Raw genomic sequence first — 18719 nt, forward strand, 5'->3', positions numbered from 1 at the left:
GTGACGGGAAACCCTATGTTTTTGAAACGGATTGAACTGGGTGGATTCAAGTCATTCGCCGACAAAACGGAAATGGAATTCGTTCGTGGCATAACCGCTGTTGTGGGCCCGAACGGAAGTGGAAAAAGTAACATTTCAGACGGCATACGCTGGGTTCTTGGGGAACAAAGCGCCAAATCACTGCGTGGTGGCAAAATGGAAGATATCATTTTTGCCGGCAGTGATGCACGGAAGGCTGTTAACTATGGTGAAGTTTCGTTGACGCTGGATAACGAAGATCACGCGCTTGCTTTGGATTTTGGCGAAGTAACGGTAACGCGTCGTGTACATCGCAGCGGAGACAGTGAATATTTTATCAACAAGCAGTCGTGTCGGTTGAAGGATATTACCGAATTGTTTATGGATACCGGGATCGGAAAGGAAGCTTACTCGATTATTGGACAGGGGCGAATCGAAGAGATTCTGAGTACCCGTTCAGAGGATCGCAGGGGGATCTTTGAAGAGGCATCAGGTATTGTTAAATATAAATCTCGCAAACGGGATGCTACTCGCAAACTGGATGAGACGGAACAGAATTTATTGCGCATTCATGACCTGGTCACCGAGCTAGAAGACCAGATTGGTCCGTTAAAGGAACAATCGGAGAAAGCAATCCATTATAAGGAATTGCGTGGACAGCTGAAATCGCAGGAAATCTCTATGTATGTTTATCAGATTGAACAAATTCACGCTTCCTGGAGCAAAGCAAACCAACGACTAGAATCGTTGAAACAGGAAGAAGTAGGATTGGCGGCTATCGTCTCCACTCATGATGCCAAGCTGGAAAGTGACCGAAATGCACTGCGTACGCTGGAGACGGAGACGGAACAGCTGCAATCGGCCTTATTGCAATTCAGTGAAGCAACGGAGAAGAGCGAAGGGCTAGGAGAACTACTCAAGGAGCGTTCGCGTCATCTGCAGACGAACCAGGAACAGCTTAAAGTGACGCTTGCAGCGAGTGAAGAGAGACATCGGGAGCGTGAAGCCGAGTTACTTGCATTACGCGAAAAGTTTGCCAAGCTTGAACTGGAATTGAGTGACGTAAGAAACCGCCTATCCGAAGAAGAGGCCAAACTTATCGGTGTTACTGGCGGCATTAGCCAACAGCAGGAGGAAAGCCTTAAGGGCAACTTGCTGGAACTGATGAATCAGATGGCTCAGACACGAAATGAAATTCGTTACGCGGACCAACAGAAAGAAACGCTGGAACGGCGAATGAATCGCGCGACTGAGGAATCCGGCAAGTGGGAAGGCCAGAAGGAAACGCTGGAAGCCCGCAAAACGGAGATTGAGAAAAAAGTTGTTCGTTTGGGCAAGGAAATCAGTGATCTGCGCGGTGGATATATTACGGAAAGTGAACGTCTCCAATCGTTGCAGAAGCTGCTCGAAGAAAGTCGGGGAACTGTCCGTAAATGGGAGCAGAAGCGTGAAGCCCAGGTCTCCCGTCGCGATACAATGAAAGAGATGCAGGATGATTTTGACGGTTTCATGTTGGGTGTCAAAGAAGTTCTTAAGGCATCACGCAAAGGTACACTGAACGGGGTTCATGGAGCCGTTGCAGAGCTCGTTAAAGTGCCTGAGAAGATCGAACTTGCGGTTGAGACAGCGATGGGCGCTTCCCTGCAGCATGTCGTCATGGAGAATGAATCGGTTTCCAGACAGGCGATCGCTTTTCTGAAACAACGTCAATTGGGCAGAGCTACGTTCCTCCCGCTGGATGTTATTCGTGCACGTACCATTGGTGCGGGTGAACGTTCGATGATCGAAGGCATGGATGGTTTTGTGGGAATTGGTGCGGATCTCGTACAATACGAAGAACGTTATGCTGCGATCATTGGAAGCTTACTCGGAAATGTCATTATTGCGGAGAAGTTGGAGGATGCCAATAAGATCGCGGCTCGCTGCCAATATCGTTTCCGGGTCGTAACCCTGGAAGGCGATGTGGTTAACGCGGGTGGTTCGATGACTGGTGGTAGCCAGCACAAGAAAAATGTAAGTCTGCTCAGTCGCAAACGGCAGCTGGACCAGCTGGACCAGGATATTTTGGATACCGAAAATCAGATCGTAAAACTTCATCGCAGTGTGGATGATGTAAAAACTCAACTGGAGCAGTGCCAGGACAAGCTGGACGAGCTGCGTCAGTCTGGAGACGACACCCGGAATGCAGAACAGCAGGCTTCAATGGAAATGAAGCAGGTTGAGCATGAGCTGCGTCACGTGCTGGAACAGGTTGCCGTAGCTGGGCAGGAGAAGAGTGGCTTTACCGAAGAAATCAAAGAGATGGATACAGCTCGCGATGTTGCCGTGAAGAAGCTGGAGCAGCTTGAGGAAGAAGAGAAGGCGACCCATAGGGCCATTCATGCCGCAGAATTTGCGCGTAAAGCGAATGAATCGGCGAAGGAGGAATTGCAGACCCAACTCACTGATCTGAAAGTCCGAGAGGGGAAACTGGATCAGGAACGATTCTCCAACGAGGAGCAATTGCGTCGTCTGGAGCGCGAAGTGGATTCACTGGTGAAGGATCTTCGTCAAAATCGTACGTTGCTGGCCTCCATGGAAGCCGATCTGAAGAAAACAGAGACTGAGAGTGTTAAACAGATTGAAGATCTTAACCAATACAAGCTGAAAAAAGCGGAATCTGCACAGGAGCTGGACTTCAAGCGTGCTGCCCGAAGCGAGCTGTCGAAGAAGCTTGAGCTTGCCGAGAGTGAAACGAAGGAACAGCGCACACAGCTGAAAGCTGTGGAGGAACAGATGCGACAAACGGAAATTTCCGTGAACAGACTTGATGTTGAGTTGGAAAATATTCTGCGCAAACTGATGGATGAGTATGAGCTCGGCTATGAACTCGCCAAAGAGCGTTATCCAGTACCAGAAGATGTGGAGAGCACACAAGCTGAGGTTCAGAAACTGAAGCGCAGCATTGCAGCTCTTGGCGACGTCAATCTGGGAGCCATCGAGGAATTCCAGCGGGTTAACGAACGGTATGAGTTCCTCAGCACGCAGAAGAATGACCTGGTTGAAGCCAAAACAACGTTGTATCAGGTTATTCGAGAGATGGAAGACGAGATGGCCAAACGATTCAAGGCAACATTTGATGCGATTCGCCGAGAGTTTGGCGCAGTCTTCACCAAGCTGTTTGGCGGAGGGCGCGCGGATCTTGTATTGATGGACCCTGAGCGTTTGCTCGATACGGGCATTGATATCGTCGCACAGCCGCCAGGCAAAAAGCTGCAAAACCTGCAGCTATTATCCGGTGGGGAACGAGCGTTGACCGCGATGGCACTCTTATTCGCTATTCTGCATGTTAAGCCGGTACCGTTCTGCGTACTGGATGAAGTAGAAGCGGCGCTGGATGAAGCTAACGTGGTGCGTTTTGCCCAGTATTTGCGTGAGTTCTCGGAACAAACACAATTCATCGTTGTTACACACCGCAAAGGCACAATGGAAGAAGCGGATGTACTGTATGGTGTCACGATGGAAGAGGGCGGAGTATCCAAGCTCGTTTCGGTTAAACTGGAAGATGAGGAAGCTGTCATTGCCTAATCTTTGAGTTGGTTGTCACGCATGAACTCATCTAATATCATTTAAACTAAGAAATGTACACGATGGAGGGGCTTTATGAGTTTTTTTAAAAAGCTGAGAGACAGCATTGCAAGCAAAACGGAGTCGGTTACCAAACAGTTCAAGGACGGATTGGAAAAGACGCGTAAAGGCCTTGTAGAGAAAGTATCGGATCTCGTTATCCGTCGCAAAAAAATCGACGAGGAATTCTATGAAGAATTGGAAGAGATTCTGATTGGAGCCGACGTAGGTGTCAATACGGTCATGAAACTGATTGAAGATCTGCGTGATGAGGTCAAAAAACGTAAAATTGAGGATGCGGCTGAACTACAGCCTGTATTGTCCGAAAAACTGACGGGTTTGCTTCGTGGCGAGCAGAATAATGAACTGAAAATGAATCCGGATGGCATTACGGTCATTTTGTTTGTTGGTGTTAATGGTGTTGGTAAAACAACAACGATTGGTAAGCTGGCCCATCGCTTCAAACAGCAGGGTAAAAAGGTCATTATGGCAGCAGGTGATACGTTCCGTGCCGGAGCGATCGAACAACTCGAAGTATGGGGACAACGTGCTGGTGTGGAAGTCATCAAGCAACAATCAGGTTCTGACCCTGCAGCTGTAATGTATGATGCTGTACAGGCTGCAAAGCAGCGGGGTGCTGATGTATTGCTCTGTGATACAGCAGGCCGTCTGCAAAATAAATCCAATCTGATGGACGAACTCAACAAAATCTATCGTGTCATTCAACGTGAAATTCCGGAAGCGCCTCATGAAGTATTAATGGTGCTGGATGCAACTACAGGTCAGAATGCACTGAATCAGGCCAAACTCTTTGGAGAGAAGAGCGGGGTAACTGGACTTGTACTGACGAAGCTGGATGGTACCGCCAAAGGTGGTATTGTTGTTGCAATTCGTCAGGAGTTGGATCTGCCTGTGAAGCTGGTCGGACTGGGTGAGAAAATTGATGATCTGCAGCCATTCGACTCGGAGCAATTCGTACATGCGTTGTTTGCCGGATTGATTCAAGAACAGCCAGCTGAAAGTGCTGAAGAAGAGGAAGCTAATTCCTAGAATCATTAATAAATAGGATAGCGTTAACCGTATTGCCAGTGATATACGTGATAAGTGTCACGTGTAATGTCACTGGCAATACGTGTATAATGGGAATAAAGCAGGCAATGCTAAAGGGTTAGAAAGGACGGTTGAAAATGGCCAATACTCATACCTATTCTCGCCGTGAAGAAGTCGCCAATGCGGTGACACATGGAATCGGCGCTGCACTCAGTGTAGCTGCACTGGTGATATTGATTGTATTTGCAAGTATGAAAGGCACGGCTTGGCATGTGGTCAGTTTCACTATCTACGGGATCACCATGCTGCTGCTATATACGAGCTCTACACTCGTGCATGCATGGAAAGATGGAAAAGTGAAAGACTTATTTGAGATTTTCGACCATTCTTCCATATATTTGTTTATTGCGGGATCGTACACTCCACTTTTGTTTATTGCTGTTCGCGGCACACTTGGATGGACCCTGTTCGGTATAATCTGGGGAGTCGCATTATTCGGCGTAATCTTTAAGGCGTTTTTTACGAAAAGGTTTCTGTTCATGTCCACGATTTTCTATATTGCGATGGGCTGGCTCATCGTTATTGCCTGGCAACCGCTTATGACTGCCATCCCTACAGGGGGAATTGTGCTGCTGGTTGCTGGAGGTCTGATGTATACACTGGGGACGCTTTTTTATGTTTGGCGTGGATTTCCGTACCACCATGCGATTTGGCATCTCTTTGTGCTCGCAGGCAGTATTCTTCATTTCTTTATGGTACTTCTGTACCTGACACCACTTCGGTAGGCCACGGTAGATAGCGTAAAACGAATCGGCTCCATCTGTGGAGACCCATTCGTTTTTTTTTGTTCTATATAATGACACAGCAGGCTGAATTCTACTGTAGATGAATGGCTAAGATCAACCTTGTAGGCACGAAAAATGAGTGTAAAATGAACGTTTTTATTGTGACAAGTATTTTTGCTTGACAACCTGATTTGTTTTAGGTATTATTAGGAACGTTGCAAGAGTGTAAAGTGTTTTTCCTTGACGAAGGGAGTGCCCCGTTATGAGTCAAGAAAACCGGCTTGAGAAGACAAACCGGATTAACTTGCTGTTTGCTTTCTATGAACGGTTGCTTACCGAGAAACAGCAGACTTTTCTAAAGTATTACTTTCATGATGATTTCTCGCTGGGCGAGATTGCAGCCGAGTTCGAGATCAGCCGCCAGGCGGTATACGAGCATATCAAGCGTGCCGAACAAGTGCTGGAAAATTACGAAAGCAAGCTTGGCTTGCTGGAGAAGCACGAACGGCGCAACCGTAATCTTGAAGATTTGCAAAATGCATTGGAGCGCGCAGGCGTTTCCATTGATAACAACAAACAAATAAACGATATTATTCATCAACTCAGAGAGTAGTTCGTAAGAGTTGAATGAAACGTATCGGTCCTGAAAACAGTATTACAGCTTAAGGAGGTGGGATCATGGCATTTGAAGGATTAACGACCCGATTGCAGAATGTGTTCAGCAAGCTGCGTGGCAAAGGCAAGGTGTCTGATGAAGATGTTGCCGAAGCTATGCGCGAGGTACGTCTGGCATTGCTCGAAGCGGATGTAAACTTCAAAGTGGTCAAGGAATTCATCGCCAAGGTGAAAGAGAAGGCTGTTGGCAAAGAAGTGATGGAGAGCTTCACGCCAGGAATGGTCATTATCGACATCGTAAACAAGGAACTGACGGATTTGATGGGTGGAAGCCAATCGAAGCTGGCTAAAGCGAACAAACCGCCTACGGTACTGATGATGGTTGGTTTGCAGGGTGCAGGTAAAACGACCACATCCGGTAAACTGGCTAAAATGCTGCAAAAGCAGAATAGTAGACCGTTGCTTGTTGCAGGAGATATTTATCGTCCAGCAGCGATCAAGCAGTTGCAAGTGCTCGGCGAGCAGATCAAAGCGCCGGTATTCACACTGGGAGATCAGACAAGCCCTGTAGAAATTGCACGTCAGGGTCTGCAGCATGCCAAGGACAACGGCAATGACTATGTCATTATCGATACGGCTGGACGCCTGCATGTTGATGAAGAACTGATGGAAGAGCTTCGTCAGATTCACAGCGTAGTAAATCCCGATGAAGTATTACTTGTCGTAGACAGCATGACAGGTCAGGATGCAGTTAATGTGGCAGAACATTTTAACCAGCAGCTTAATCTGACGGGTGTCGTTTTGACCAAGCTTGACGGAGATACTCGTGGTGGTGCCGCGCTTTCCGTTAAAGCAGTCACCGGTTGCCCAATCAAGTTTGCTTCCCTTGGTGAGAAACTTGATGCACTGGAACCTTTCCATCCGGAGCGCATGGCTTCACGTATTCTTGGTATGGGTGATATGCTCTCTCTGATTGAGAAAGCACAGTCCAACATTGATACCGATAAAGCCAAGGAAATGGAACGGAAGATGCGTAATGCAGAATTCACGTTTGAAGATTTCCTGGAGCAAATGGATCAAGTGAAAAAACTGGGGCCAATCGATCAGATCATGGATATGATTCCTGGTATGGGCAAGATGAAACAAGCCAAGGACCTGAAGGTTGATGATAAACAGATGGGCCGGATCGAAGCGATCGTGTACTCCATGACGACCGAGGAGAAACGTAACCCTGATATGATCAACCATAGCCGCCGGAAGCGGATTGCTACAGGTAGTGGAACATCCCTGGCCGAAGTAAACCGTCTGATCAAGCAGTTTGATGAGATGCGCCGCATGATGAAACAGTTCTCGGATATGATGGGACCTAAAGGCGGCAAGAACAAAGCGATGAAGCAGCTCAAAGGTTTGGGCAAAGGAATGAAGTTTCCTTTCCGTTGATTCTGGGAGCAGCTGAACGATATACAGATTTCATTGAAGGAGGTGAATTTTCAAATGGCAGTTCGTATTCGTCTGAAACGTATGGGTGCTCACAAAGCTCCTTTCTACCGCGTAGTGGTATCGGATTCCCGTTCCCCACGTGACGGTCGTTTTATCGAGGAGATCGGTTACTACAACCCGGTTGAACAACCGGCTGTTGTTAAGATCGATGAAGATAAAGCATTGCAATGGCTTCAAAACGGTGCACAAGCATCTGACACTGTCCGCAACTTGCTGAGCAAAGCGGGCGTGATGAAGAAGTTCCACGAGTCTAAATTGACTAAATAAGGTGCTGATTCGGAGGGTCCTCTATGGAAGAATTAGTAAGCATAATTGCTAAGGCTTTGGTCGATCATCCGGAAGATGTGGCGGTTCGGACGGTTGAGAAAGACCGGCTTGTCGTTTATGAGTTAACCGTTCATCCTGACGATGTTGGGAAAGTGATTGGTAAACAGGGGCGAATCGCAAAGTCTCTTCGTACAGTCGTCACATCAGCAGCAGTTAAGATGGATAAACGGGTAACCGTTGATATCATATCTTAAAGATATACGAAAGGGGGTTAGGATGCATGTCCTAGCCCCTTTTCGTGCATGCTGAAACTTAAATAATAGGATTGAAAAAGCTCGTCAAGTATGATTATCTGCGGAAGTAGTGAAGGGTACGGAATCGATTCTGAAGAAGCGTTAGGATAACAGCGATACGAAGAACGATCCGTAACCAGAACGGCTGCGGGAGATCATCACATATACGTACCAATATGAATGGATTGTAGGAGGAAAGTATGGCAGAGTTTATGAATGTAGGTAAAATCGTCAATACGCATGGAATTCGTGGCGAGGTGAGAATCATGCCTTTAACTGATTTTCCGGAAGTGCGTTTTGCGAAAAATGCAGAGTTGTTTTTCTTTACACCAGATAATCATCCAGTTATGGTTAACGTGGAATCTGCACGTTTGCATAAGAATATGTATATTCTTCGTCTGAAAGAGTATGGCAACATTAATGAAGTAGAGAAGTTTAAAGGCGGCATGGCCAAAGTGTTAAAAGAGAATCTGGCAGAGCTGGAGGAAGGTGAATACTACTTCCATCAAATCGTTGGGTGTTCTGTCATCACCGAAGAGGGCGAAACACTTGGAACCATCTCTGAGATTTTGACTCCTGGAGCGAATGATGTATGGGTTGTCAAAACGCCTGCAGGTAAAGAAATTCTGCTTCCGGTTATTGATGATGTTGTTCTTGATGTGGATGTTACAGAGAAGCAAGTCAAGGTTCACCTGATGGAAGGGCTGCTATAACATGAAAGTGGATGTATTAACCCTATTCCCGGAAATGTTTGACGGTGTATTCGGAACCAGCATTCTGGGCAAAGCCCAAACCAAAGGGCTTGTATCTCTGGGAGCAACAAACTTTCGGAATTTTGCGACCAATAAACATAATACAGTTGACGATGCACCTTACGGCGGTGGTGGAGGTATGGTATTAAAGCCAGATCCGATCTTTGCTGCTGTTGAGGATGTATTAGAACAACGGGGCGAAGCTGCGGCAACGATGAAACCGCCACGTATTATTCTGATGTGTCCGCAAGGTGAGACGTTCACACAGAAAAAAGCAGAGGAACTTGTACAAGAAGATCATCTGATTTTTATTTGCGGACATTATGAAGGCTATGATGAGCGTATCCGTGAGTTTCTCGTGACGGATGAATTGTCGATTGGTGATTACGTGCTGACGGGTGGCGAGCTGCCTGCGATGGTGGCGATTGATAGTATTGTGCGCCTTATTCCGGGTGTACTGGGTAATGAGACAAGTGCTGTAACGGATTCATTCAGTACCGGATTGCTCGAATACCCGCACTACACACGTCCTCCGGAATTTAGAGGTATGAAGGTGCCCGATATGTTGTTATCTGGACATCATCTGAATATTGAGGCATGGCGCAGGGAGCAATCCTTGCTTCGTACGCTGGAACGCAGACCGGATATGTTGGAGACGGCGGACTTGACGGACAAAGAACGAGTTTGGTTAAACAAGCTTCGTTCCGATCGTGAAAAGAATGCAGAGTAATTTGATATTATCTCGTTTGAGCTCGTAAAATAATCTCATTCGAAATCTTGAAAGACCAACCTTGTGATATGAAGGTTGGTCTTTTTCTGTATTGAACACTTTTGCCGCTTTGAACATTTTTGCATGTTCCGAAATAGGGTTGTATAAACTGAAAAATTTCTTTATGGTGATCTCAGCTAGAAGCGTATGAAGACGACATGCTGAGGAGGAAGATTATGAATCATCAGCCTTATGAAGTTGGCAGAGTGGATATTAGCGAAGCTGGAGAGCGTTGCAAGATGCTTCTGGGAGATCTAAATGGAGATGGCAGGCTTGAGATGCTGTTGGTGCAGGCAGATGGGGGCATAGACGACCGTTACGTTCCGCATCAGGTATGCTGTTTGTCGGCATATGATCTGGATGGAACATTAATGTGGCAGGTCGGAACACCGGACCCGGATGCAGGTGGTCCAGGATCAGACTATCCCGCTCAGATTGTAGATTGGGATGGGGACGGAAATAATGAAGTGCTGTGTGTAATGAACAAACAATTTCTTATTCTGGACGGAAGAACCGGAGAGATAAAGAAACGTCATGATTTGCCTGGAGAGCAAGCGCATGACTGTCTTATTCTTGCAAACCTGACTGGTGACCAACACACGATGGATATCCTGCTGAAGGATCGGTATAAGACGTTATGGGCATTAGATCACGATTTCAATTTGTTGTGGAAGCATGAAGGCAATATAGGTCATTTTCCGTGGGTCTACGATATCGATGGGGATGGCAAGGATGAAGTGATGGCCGGGTATGACATGCTGGATCATGATGGAACATTATTATGGTCCTGTCAGAATCTTGATGATCACGCAGACTGTATATGGTTTGGCGATGTGGACGAGGACGGGGAGGTTGAAATTGTTATCGGTGGCAGTGTCACGGTGATGATGGATCGGTACGGTAATGAAAAATGGCGTTATGAGGATTCGATTGAATCACAGCATATTGCATTGGGGAAATTTTATAGAGAAAGACAAGGATTACAGATTGCTGGCCTGGATCGGATTATTCGTGGAGATGAGAATGGCAAGGATGGAATGTTTATGCTGGATAGCGACGGAAAGGAACTTTGGAAAGAAGATCGTAAAACGCGTGGATGGTTAACCATTATTGAGCCTGTACGTAACTGGGATGACAGCGGGCTTGACTATATTATGGCTTATCGCCGAGGTGGGGGTGTCCTGCCATCTTTGATCAATGGTAATATGCAAACGGTTGCAACGTTCGGAAAAGATGGCTATGCCTTACATGCCGACTTGTGTCAGAGCGGAAGGGAGCAGGTCATCATCTATGATGCACATGAAGCCGTAATCTATTCCAGCTCAATGAGGGATGTAACCACTCCAACCTCTTTGGACATAAAAAGAGCCCAGCTTCAGCCGAAAAGGCTGTATAGCTCGACTCTTTATCCAGGCGGGGAAGTTTCAATCTAGCTTAATGACTGATCTCTACGACAGGAAGGATTTCCTGTTGGTCTGATTCAGGATGGAGCAATGCAGCCAAATCGGTTCCTGTCGTAACCGTTAATCGTGGGAGCTTCATAGGATTATCCCCAGGTCGAACAAAGCCTGAACGTACGGAAAAGGCCATACGATACCCATTTTGCTGCAGTTGATAGATCATCTGCGTGCTGGTATAACCGAAAGGGTAGGCAAGATACGGCGTATCAATACCAGTTTCTTTCATTAGCTTGACGTCATTATTCAGCAGTTTTGTGTCGAGTCCGACGGGCACGTTGTCGCCGCAACGCATATATCCCTTGTGATGCAGATTATAGGTATGGCTGTTGAACTCAAAGACGTCTTTAGCGGCCTGCATCTCCTGTTTGGAGATAAACGTTTTTTTGGCTGGATCAAAAGCCGAAGGCTGATCCTGAATTTTGCTGCCGATTACAAACAGGGAAGCATGGAAATTATATTTTTTGAGCACAGGGTAGGCTAAAGTATAATTGTTCTGATACCCATCATCAAAGGTGATGACAATAGATTTTTGGGGCAGGGAGATCTGTCCGTTCACGTATTGTTCAAGCTGCTCCAGTGTAATTGTGTTGTAGCCTTCTTCATGCAAATATTTCATGTTTTCTTCGAAGTCTTCCAGATTAATGATCGATTTGTTGTTTGTTTCATGATTATTAATTTTGGGCTGTATGTAATGATACATCAGTACAGGTACTTCAGTAGCTGAACCTTGTGCGATGTGAAAGGTAGCCAGATCAAGTGCAGGTTTGCTGGAATAATCGGAGTGAGACATTAGAAATGCCTTACGTTTGACCATATCCCAGGACGTGCATGCTTTGTGAGACATTGCATTGGTAGGATGAGTTACCGCATACGCATACATTGTAATGGTACAAGTGAGTAATGCGAGTGCAGCAAGAGCAATTTTTTTGAAGTATTTCATAATTCGTTTGGTTCTCCTTTTGCCATTTCATTTCTGCGTGGAATTACATTTAGATGCATCAGCACGTAATCCAACAAGCTATATCATAGACGATCTTTCTTGACAGAAAGTTACAGTATTTTTTCCGTCTAATGCTTGACTTATTCAAGAATACTAATTATTACAATCCATAGGGCGAAGCTTTGATGTGCATAAAGGAATTGTGTAGAAAAGCGCATGGACAGGTGTATTTTAATGGAATTGTAATGAGACTATAATAAAATTCAGGACGTATTTAAGATGAACGTATAACGGATAACGTCTAATTGGAGTAAAGGAAATTAATAAGGATTAAAGGGCATTGAAGAACCAGAGAGTTCTGTCAGCAATTTGTTTATTTTTCCTTGTGTTTTGTTATGGTGCGTGATACAATAAGTCTGTTATGTGGAATACGGCGGTCCTCTATGGATAATGAAGGAGACAAGGTGTTCTCTGGAAGAAGTATGAACGCCTGTACGGAAGGAGGGAGTCATAGATGAATATCGTTCAAGCGATTACACAAGAACAACTTCGTAAGGATATTCCGAGTTTTCGTCCTGGTGACACTTTGAAAGTGCACGTTAAGGTAATCGAGGGAACTCGTGAGCGTATCCAATTGTTCGAAGGTGTTGTGATTAAACGCCGTGGTGGTGGAATCAGTGAGACTTTTACAGTTCGTAAAATTTCTTACGGTGTAGGTGTGGAAAGAGCTTTCCCGCTTCATTCCCCTAAAATCGATAGAATCGAAGTGGCTCGCCGTGGTAAAGTGCGTCGTGCGAAGCTTTATTATCTTCGTGAACTACGCGGTAAAGCAGCGAGAATTAAAGAAATTCGTTAATATAACGGATACCGGGGAGGGCTTGGAGACAAGCCCTTTTCGTTTTTGTCCGGGAAAAGTTGAACCGGAGGTGCACTTCCGAGTAAAATGGTATGGCGGCACACGCGCGAATAGTCCGGGAGGCTTGTGAAATCAGTTATTGAGGGACATTTGAATTGTGGATTAAATGTACTGGTAATGCTTGCGTGTAAGATTACATAACTGATGATGTGTAAAAACTGCTATAACATGTACTGTGAAGAGAGGAAGATCATTAATGGAACAGGAAGTTCAACAGGACCAGGGCAATACTGCCGAAGAGAAAGGCAGTCGATCCAAAAAAGCCAAAAATGAAATTTTCGAATGGCTCAAAGCCATCGTGATCGCACTAGTACTTGTCATTTTGATTCGGTGGTTACTGTTCAAACCGTTTGTTGTGGACGGGCCTTCCATGCAGCCGAATTTTCATACAGGTGAACGTGTGATCGTCAATGAAATTTTATATGATATCAGAGAACCACAGCGCGGAGAAGTAATCGTATTCCACGTTCCAACCGAAGGCCGTGATTTCATTAAACGTGTCATTGCTGTCGCTGGTGATACCGTTGAGGTTCAGGACGATACAGTTCTCGTCAATGGTAAAAAAGTCGATGAGACTTACATTCAGGGAGCAATTGATGCTGCTGAAGCGAACGGTGGAACCTATAACGTGAAGGACTTCCCTAATGAGCAATTCCCGGATGGGAAAGTACCTGAAGGTCATGTTTTTGTAATGGGGGACAACCGTCCGAACAGTACAGATAGCCGTATGATCGGTTATGTGTCACTGACGGATATTGTAGGTCGTGCAGATGTGATTTTCTGGCCGATCGGCGATATCAAATGGATTAACCATTAATATGAATGCAGGATATATAAGCAAAATATAAAGTGTACACCAAAACGTAGAGGGCAGAACTAATCTGGGGATAATAGAAATCTAAGATTGTTTTGCCAGCGAAATGATGCGGTGTGCATGTCGTAGAAAAAGCTTGTATATCAACAAATAATGAGGTGAAGACAAGGTGACGATTCAATGGTTTCCAGGTCATATGACCCGAGCCAGACGCCAGATTCAGGATAAGTTAAAGCTGATTGACGTGGTCATCGAACTGCTGGATGCCCGTCTGCCTGTCTCCAGCCGCAACCCGATGATTGACGAGATTTTACAGGGCAAACCCCGGATGATTTTGTTGAATAAGTCCGACTTGGCGGATGCGAAAGTGACGCAAGAATGGATTGAATATTTCAAAAAAGAGGGAATCACTGCTTTCCCTGTAGATGCTTCAACAGGTACCAACGTGAAAGACATCCCAACGCAAGCGAAGCTTCTCCTTAAAGAAAAAATTGATCGTCAAATAGCTAAAGGGATTAACCCGAGAGCGGTTCGTGGACTGATTGTTGGTATTCCAAACGTGGGTAAATCCACGCTAATTAACCGACTAGCTGGACGGAACATTGCGGCAACGGGAGATCGTCCTGGTGTGACGAAGGGACAACAGTGGATCAAAGTTGGTAAAGAAATGGAACTGCTGGATACCCCGGGTATTCTTTGGCCGAAATTTGAAGATCAAAACGTGGGTTATCGTCTTGCAGTAACAGGTGCAATTAAGGAAGAGATTCTGAATGCAGAAGACATCGCCTTTTTTGGCATCAGTTATCTAATGCGTTATTACTGGGATTCTCTTGAAGAACGCTATGGACTTCAGGAGTTCTCCAAGGATGCGGATGATTCGGACAGCGTTGTTGCGATTATGGAACAGGTTGGTCGTATACGTGGTTGTGTGGTAAGTGGTGGGCGTATCGATTTGGAAAAGGCATCGCGAGCATTTCTGCGTGAATTGCGTGCGGGCAAAATGGGACGTTTCTCTATGGAAGCTCCTTATTAAATAAGAGACAACTGCCGAAAGAAGCGGCCGTTACCGGATTACCGGGAGCGGTCGCTTTTTGCCATACTGGAATTTAAAATAAAGGAACTTTGATTGATCTGGAAGGTGATTCTAGAAAATTGCACTTTATGGGATTGTATTGAACGTATATCTGGCTCTCTTAAAACATGCTATGATGAGGGATGAAGATTTAGCCTGCTCAATGCTGAATATCTTCAATTTAAGCCATCAGATACCGATAAAATAATAACTCACCATCGTATTATCATATGCTTTACAGAAGCTTATTTCTTATTTAATAGGATCTGATACAACAAAAATCGGGAATCTACGTCTATATAATAAAATGATATAAAAGTGATGTGTTGAAGCAAGAGTGGGCAGAGGAGATGATACCGTAATGAATGAAATGAATGAGTTAATTGAATTGACGCAACTGGATGCCCTGGTTGAACCGAAAAAGAATAAAAAAGAAATGGTGGAGCCCAAAGATCTGCTGATCTATGAGCGTGAATATTGGGAAAGTGGATTTGAACGTATTGCCGGAATTGATGAAGTGGGACGCGGTTGTTTATTTGGAGATGTAGTAGCGGCAGCCGTTATTTTACCTCGTGATCTGATTTTGGAAGGGGTTAATGATTCCAAGAAATTAACGGAGAAAAAGCGCGATGCATTATATGACATTATAATGGAAAAGGCGGTGTCAGTGGGAATCGGTTATGCAGATGCGGAAACGATTGATCAATTGAATATTAAACAGGCTGCAAGGCTTGCCATGAAACGTGCGGTAGAAGCACTTGAGGGCGTGCCTGACTACCTGTTGGTAGATGCCGAAAAGGTAGATGTGAATATACCGCAGTTGTCCATTATAAAAGGCGATGCAAACAGTCAATCCATTGCGGCAGCATCCATTATTGCGAAGGTTACCCGGGATAGGTTTTGCAAGGAGGATTGGGATACGTTATATCCGGAATATGGTTTATCGATACATAAGGGATATGCAACGAAATTTCATCGTGAACAAATTATGGCTCGTGGTGCTACACCCATGCATCGTCGCAGTTTTCTCGGCAATCTGCTCGGAGAACAGCACACTTTATTTTAATTAAACCATTCACGGAGGGAGGGGTAAGGGTATGAATATAAGTTCCGTGATTCGTGGGCTGCTGGGAGATAGTAAACCGGGAAATGCCAAGCCACTGGAGTTAAAGGAAGGTCAGGTTGTAAGGGGTTCTGTGGTTAGTGTATCCGATGATGGAGCAGATGCGGTTCTTCAGATTCAGGGTGTACAGGTGCGTGCAAAATTAGAAACTCCGCTTCGGCCAGGTGAAACAACACTGCTTCAGGTCCAGCCTCCAGGTGAAAATGGCGTAACGGTAATGAAACCGCTGACGGGTACATTGGCAGAACTGCCACAGGCATCTTTGAACAATTTGCTTCAGGAGGTAGGTTTGCCGGATACCAAGGGGAATCGGGAACTGCTGTTAGCTATGCAGCGAAGCGGATTACCTTTGACCAAGGATAATGTAGCCATGGTTCAAAATATGATGACAACCAAACCTGCACAGGTGCCTGTTGAAGAATGGGTGCAGGCAACAGGTATTGCTTTTCAGCGTGGTCTTCCGGTTACAGCGGAAACGGTAAAGGGTCTACATCAAGCTGTTTTTGGCCCGCCACTACATCAGTTGTTGAAGGGCTTGGCTGAACAGCTGGAGTCCATGCTGACACAAACCGCGGGTAAAACGCTGCCGACTGGTGAACAGGCAGCTACGGTTAAGAATAACATTATGGCTGGAGCGCCTGTACCGTTAAACGGAGAGCTGGCGGGAGAAACGGTAGCTGCGTCAGGCAGTAACCGTCAGGTAGGAGGGGCAACCGGATTGTCCGCGCAACTTGTGCCTGGTGCAGTCGCTGGTGATGCTCAAATGGCAGATGGATCTGTGGATACTGCTGGTGGCGCGGTTAAAGGCAATGGACAGACTGGTGCAGGAAATGCAGAGAATGCTGGGCTTAAAGCAGGGGCCAGCCATGTTGGAACTGCTGGCATGGTGGGTACAGGTATTCCGGCAGGAACTGGAATACCTGGTGAGAGCCCGCGTGCAGCTGACGCGGGCGTTGCTGGGAGCCGCCCGGGCGCGACGGGGGCGGCTGTGGAGGTTGCTGCTGGCCGAGTGATAGCGGGCCAGCCTGAGGGTGGCGCGGCCGGGCGAACCGACGGCCGCGCTGAAACGCCTGCTGCTGCGGGGCATACCGCTTCCGCAGCAGGGCAGGCGGCGCCAGCAGCTCCATCGGCAGCGCAGCTGGCGCCCAAGCTGCTGGCGCTGCTGGACGCGCTGCGCAGCGCGTCCACAGCCGCACCGGCACAGCCGGGTGCGGCGACGCAGGCCGCCCCTGCATCGCAGGGCGGCCAGGCGGCTGCGGCTGCCGGAGGCGTGCCGCAGCCTTTGCCAGCCGGCGCGGATGCGCTGCCGGCTGGCGGTAGTGCCGCAGCACCTGCGGGAGCTGCGGCGGCGCCCGTCACCCACGAGGGGGACCCGTGGGTGGGGCGCGTGTTGAAGCTGCTCGGTGCGGAGCACGAGCAGCAGGCAGTGCACGGCGCGGCTGCGCAGGCGCGCGTGGGGGATGTGGCGAGTCCGGGAACCGCGGACACGCTAAAGGGCTTGCTGCTGCAGCTTGCCAGCAGCGAGGGTGCACCTGCGACGCTCAAAGATGCCGCCGGACAGGCTGTGCAATTTCTAACAGGTCAGCAGTTATTGCTAACAACAGATCGCAGTGCTACCTTTGCCCAGATGCACTGGTTTATCCCCATTACCGGTCCTGACGGAGAAGAGACGGCTTCCGTTCAGATTCAATCACGCCGTGGGCAACGCGGTGAATTGGATGCATCCAACTGCCGCCTTTGGTTTGATCTAGACATGAAAAGTCTTGGTCCAACGCTGGTGGATGTGCATGTTGTTAATAATATCGTCAGTTTGCGTGTACTTAATAACGGCGAAGGAATGGGATCGCTCCTTGAAAGTGGACGCGATGAGATCCATAAGGCGCTGGACAAGCTGGGTTATCAGTTGCTGACTTTCAAGGCGGAACCCTGGCCTGTTGGCCAGGAACCGGGTGCCGAACGGAAAATGAATGCCTCGGACTACAGTCCTGAACGATACAAAGGGGTGGACATGCGGGTATGAAAGAGGATTCGCAACCGGACCTGATGTCCAAAAAGGCCGTTGCTTTAAAATATGTACCTGGTGAGAGCGAAGCACCAGTGGTCGTAGCCAAAGGCCGTGGCAAAGTGGCAGAAGCCATTCTGGATAAAGCCAAGGAAAATGGTGTGCCTGTTCAGGAGGATGCTGCACTTGTCGAAGTGCTTTCCAAACTGGATTTGGATGAACAGATCCCGTCGGAACTGTATCAACTGGTGGCCGAAGTGTTGACCTACATTTATCGTGCTGACCGTCTGGCTTCTGGACGAGAGGAAGAGGAATCATGGTAGAGCACAGATCAGAACAGGGTCCAGCTTCAAAACTGACACGTCAGCAAAAAGGGCGATTGGGTGAAGAAGCTGCTTGCGACTGGCTTCGTGAGCATGATTATCGCATTTTGAAGCGCAATTGGCGCTGCCGAAGCGGAGAGATTGATATCGTTGCTTCTCATGAAGGAATGATTATTTTTATTGAAGTCCGCAGTAGAAGTGGAACTGGACTGTATGGAACACCCCAGGAGTCCGTAGATATTCGTAAAATGCAGCAGGTACGTGCAACTGCATCTGTATATTTGCAAATGACGGGAGAGACAAATCATCAAATCCGTTTCGATGTGATCGCTGTCATACTGGATAAAACAGGCGAAACCGTCTCGGTTGAACATATTATTAATGCATTTTGAGTTGCTGCTATATGCACGATTA

Annotated in this window: 18 protein-coding genes; 17 read left to right on the plus strand and 1 reads right to left on the minus strand. The window is 47.0% G+C overall.

Translation table 11 applies throughout. The features are described from left to right. Nucleotides 1-15: 15 nt before the first annotated feature. From smc to BUA17_RS01330, 10 genes are all read left to right on the plus strand, one after another. Entirely contained in the window at nucleotides 16-3585 is a 3570-nt protein-coding gene (gene smc, locus BUA17_RS01285; protein WP_072732387.1) for a chromosome segregation protein SMC, read from the plus strand. A 75-nt stretch (nucleotides 3586-3660) separates the two neighbouring features. Continuing rightward, the gene (gene ftsY / locus BUA17_RS01290; RefSeq protein WP_063564665.1) at nucleotides 3661-4674 is read left to right on the plus strand and encodes a signal recognition particle-docking protein FtsY; all 1014 of its coding nucleotides are present in this window, start codon (nucleotides 3661-3663) and stop codon (nucleotides 4672-4674) included. A gap of 137 nt (nucleotides 4675-4811) precedes the next feature. Next, nucleotides 4812-5459, plus strand: coding sequence for a PAQR family membrane homeostasis protein TrhA (locus BUA17_RS01295; RefSeq protein WP_063564664.1), 648 nt, complete (start codon nucleotides 4812-4814; stop codon nucleotides 5457-5459). Nucleotides 5460-5721: 262 nt separating this feature from the next. Beyond that, complete coding sequence (locus tag BUA17_RS01300) at nucleotides 5722-6072, plus strand: putative DNA-binding protein (protein ID WP_072732388.1); 351 nt, start codon at nucleotides 5722-5724, stop codon at nucleotides 6070-6072. A gap of 65 nt (nucleotides 6073-6137) precedes the next feature. After that, the gene (ffh, locus tag BUA17_RS01305) at nucleotides 6138-7514 is read left to right on the plus strand and encodes a signal recognition particle protein (protein WP_063564662.1); all 1377 of its coding nucleotides are present in this window, start codon (nucleotides 6138-6140) and stop codon (nucleotides 7512-7514) included. Nucleotides 7515-7568: 54 nt separating this feature from the next. After that, on the plus strand, nucleotides 7569-7841 hold the full coding sequence (rpsP, locus tag BUA17_RS01310) for a 30S ribosomal protein S16 (protein ID WP_024630184.1): 273 nt from the start codon (nucleotides 7569-7571) through the stop codon (nucleotides 7839-7841). 23 nt (nucleotides 7842-7864) lie between these two features. Further along, nucleotides 7865-8095 (plus strand): KH domain-containing protein, encoded by a 231-nt coding sequence (locus BUA17_RS01315; RefSeq protein ID WP_024630185.1) that lies wholly within the window; start codon nucleotides 7865-7867, stop codon nucleotides 8093-8095. Nucleotides 8096-8334: 239 nt separating this feature from the next. Next, on the plus strand, nucleotides 8335-8847 hold the full coding sequence (gene rimM, locus BUA17_RS01320) for a ribosome maturation factor RimM (protein ID WP_063564660.1): 513 nt from the start codon (nucleotides 8335-8337) through the stop codon (nucleotides 8845-8847). A gap of 1 nt (nucleotide 8848) precedes the next feature. After that, nucleotides 8849-9616: a tRNA (guanosine(37)-N1)-methyltransferase TrmD gene (gene trmD / locus BUA17_RS01325; protein ID WP_072732389.1), complete on the plus strand. Its 768-nt coding sequence runs from the start codon at nucleotides 8849-8851 to the stop codon at nucleotides 9614-9616. Between the two features lie 215 nt (nucleotides 9617-9831). Then, the gene (locus tag BUA17_RS01330) at nucleotides 9832-11088 is read left to right on the plus strand and encodes a hypothetical protein (RefSeq protein WP_063564658.1); all 1257 of its coding nucleotides are present in this window, start codon (nucleotides 9832-9834) and stop codon (nucleotides 11086-11088) included. 1 nt (nucleotide 11089) lies between these two features. Here the strand turns inward: BUA17_RS01330 and BUA17_RS01335 are convergent, their stop codons facing one another. Then, nucleotides 11090-12055, minus strand: coding sequence for a polysaccharide deacetylase family protein (locus tag BUA17_RS01335; RefSeq protein WP_063564657.1), 966 nt, complete (start codon nucleotides 12053-12055; stop codon nucleotides 11090-11092). Nucleotides 12056-12569: 514 nt separating this feature from the next. On the opposite strand from BUA17_RS01335, the gene rplS reads away from it, so the two are divergent. The 7 genes from rplS (at nucleotide 12570) to BUA17_RS01370 (ending at nucleotide 18697) form a co-directional block, all read left to right on the plus strand. After that, nucleotides 12570-12911, plus strand: a complete 342-nt coding sequence (gene rplS / locus BUA17_RS01340; RefSeq protein ID WP_024630190.1) for a 50S ribosomal protein L19 — start codon at nucleotides 12570-12572, stop codon at nucleotides 12909-12911. A gap of 256 nt (nucleotides 12912-13167) precedes the next feature. After that, nucleotides 13168-13788 (plus strand): signal peptidase I, encoded by a 621-nt coding sequence (gene lepB, locus BUA17_RS01345; RefSeq protein ID WP_063564656.1) that lies wholly within the window; start codon nucleotides 13168-13170, stop codon nucleotides 13786-13788. 166 nt (nucleotides 13789-13954) lie between these two features. After that, on the plus strand, nucleotides 13955-14818 hold the full coding sequence (ylqF, locus tag BUA17_RS01350; RefSeq protein ID WP_063564655.1) for a ribosome biogenesis GTPase YlqF: 864 nt from the start codon (nucleotides 13955-13957) through the stop codon (nucleotides 14816-14818). 409 nt (nucleotides 14819-15227) lie between these two features. After that, nucleotides 15228-15923 carry a ribonuclease HII gene (locus BUA17_RS01355; RefSeq protein ID WP_072733442.1) on the plus strand — a complete coding sequence of 232 codons (696 nt, stop codon included), beginning with the start codon at nucleotides 15228-15230 and terminating at the stop codon, nucleotides 15921-15923. A gap of 31 nt (nucleotides 15924-15954) precedes the next feature. Beyond that, complete coding sequence (locus tag BUA17_RS01360; RefSeq protein WP_072732390.1) at nucleotides 15955-18000, plus strand: TrbL/VirB6 family protein; 2046 nt, start codon at nucleotides 15955-15957, stop codon at nucleotides 17998-18000. Beyond that, nucleotides 17997-18305 carry an EscU/YscU/HrcU family type III secretion system export apparatus switch protein gene (locus BUA17_RS01365; protein ID WP_063566425.1) on the plus strand — a complete coding sequence of 103 codons (309 nt, stop codon included), beginning with the start codon at nucleotides 17997-17999 and terminating at the stop codon, nucleotides 18303-18305. Before BUA17_RS01360 ends, BUA17_RS01365 begins: the two co-directional genes overlap by 4 nt. Then, entirely contained in the window at nucleotides 18299-18697 is a 399-nt protein-coding gene (locus tag BUA17_RS01370; protein ID WP_063566424.1) for a YraN family protein, read from the plus strand. Before BUA17_RS01365 ends, BUA17_RS01370 begins: the two co-directional genes overlap by 7 nt. The last annotated feature ends 22 nt before the right edge of the window (nucleotides 18698-18719 follow it).

Source organism: Paenibacillus sp. ov031, assembly GCF_900143165.1.
Lineage (GTDB): Bacteria > Bacillota > Bacilli > Paenibacillales > Paenibacillaceae > Paenibacillus > Paenibacillus marchantiae.

Coding starts and splice junctions, on each gene's coding strand:
- smc (WP_072732387.1), top strand. CDS start 16: ATGTTTTTGAAACGGATTGAACTGGGTGGATTCAAGTCATTCGCCGAC.
- ftsY (WP_063564665.1), top strand. CDS start 3,661: ATGAGTTTTTTTAAAAAGCTGAGAGACAGCATTGCAAGCAAAACGGAG.
- BUA17_RS01295 (WP_063564664.1), top strand. CDS start 4,812: ATGGCCAATACTCATACCTATTCTCGCCGTGAAGAAGTCGCCAATGCG.
- BUA17_RS01300 (WP_072732388.1), top strand. CDS start 5,722: ATGAGTCAAGAAAACCGGCTTGAGAAGACAAACCGGATTAACTTGCTG.
- ffh (WP_063564662.1), top strand. CDS start 6,138: ATGGCATTTGAAGGATTAACGACCCGATTGCAGAATGTGTTCAGCAAG.
- rpsP (WP_024630184.1), top strand. CDS start 7,569: ATGGCAGTTCGTATTCGTCTGAAACGTATGGGTGCTCACAAAGCTCCT.
- BUA17_RS01315 (WP_024630185.1), top strand. CDS start 7,865: ATGGAAGAATTAGTAAGCATAATTGCTAAGGCTTTGGTCGATCATCCG.
- rimM (WP_063564660.1), top strand. CDS start 8,335: ATGGCAGAGTTTATGAATGTAGGTAAAATCGTCAATACGCATGGAATT.
- trmD (WP_072732389.1), top strand. CDS start 8,849: ATGAAAGTGGATGTATTAACCCTATTCCCGGAAATGTTTGACGGTGTA.
- BUA17_RS01330 (WP_063564658.1), top strand. CDS start 9,832: ATGAATCATCAGCCTTATGAAGTTGGCAGAGTGGATATTAGCGAAGCT.
- BUA17_RS01335 (WP_063564657.1), bottom strand. CDS start 12,055: ATGAAATACTTCAAAAAAATTGCTCTTGCTGCACTCGCATTACTCACT.
- rplS (WP_024630190.1), top strand. CDS start 12,570: ATGAATATCGTTCAAGCGATTACACAAGAACAACTTCGTAAGGATATT.
- lepB (WP_063564656.1), top strand. CDS start 13,168: ATGGAACAGGAAGTTCAACAGGACCAGGGCAATACTGCCGAAGAGAAA.
- BUA17_RS01355 (WP_072733442.1), top strand. CDS start 15,228: ATGAATGAGTTAATTGAATTGACGCAACTGGATGCCCTGGTTGAACCG.
- BUA17_RS01360 (WP_072732390.1), top strand. CDS start 15,955: ATGAATATAAGTTCCGTGATTCGTGGGCTGCTGGGAGATAGTAAACCG.
- BUA17_RS01365 (WP_063566425.1), top strand. CDS start 17,997: ATGAAAGAGGATTCGCAACCGGACCTGATGTCCAAAAAGGCCGTTGCT.
- BUA17_RS01370 (WP_063566424.1), top strand. CDS start 18,299: ATGGTAGAGCACAGATCAGAACAGGGTCCAGCTTCAAAACTGACACGT.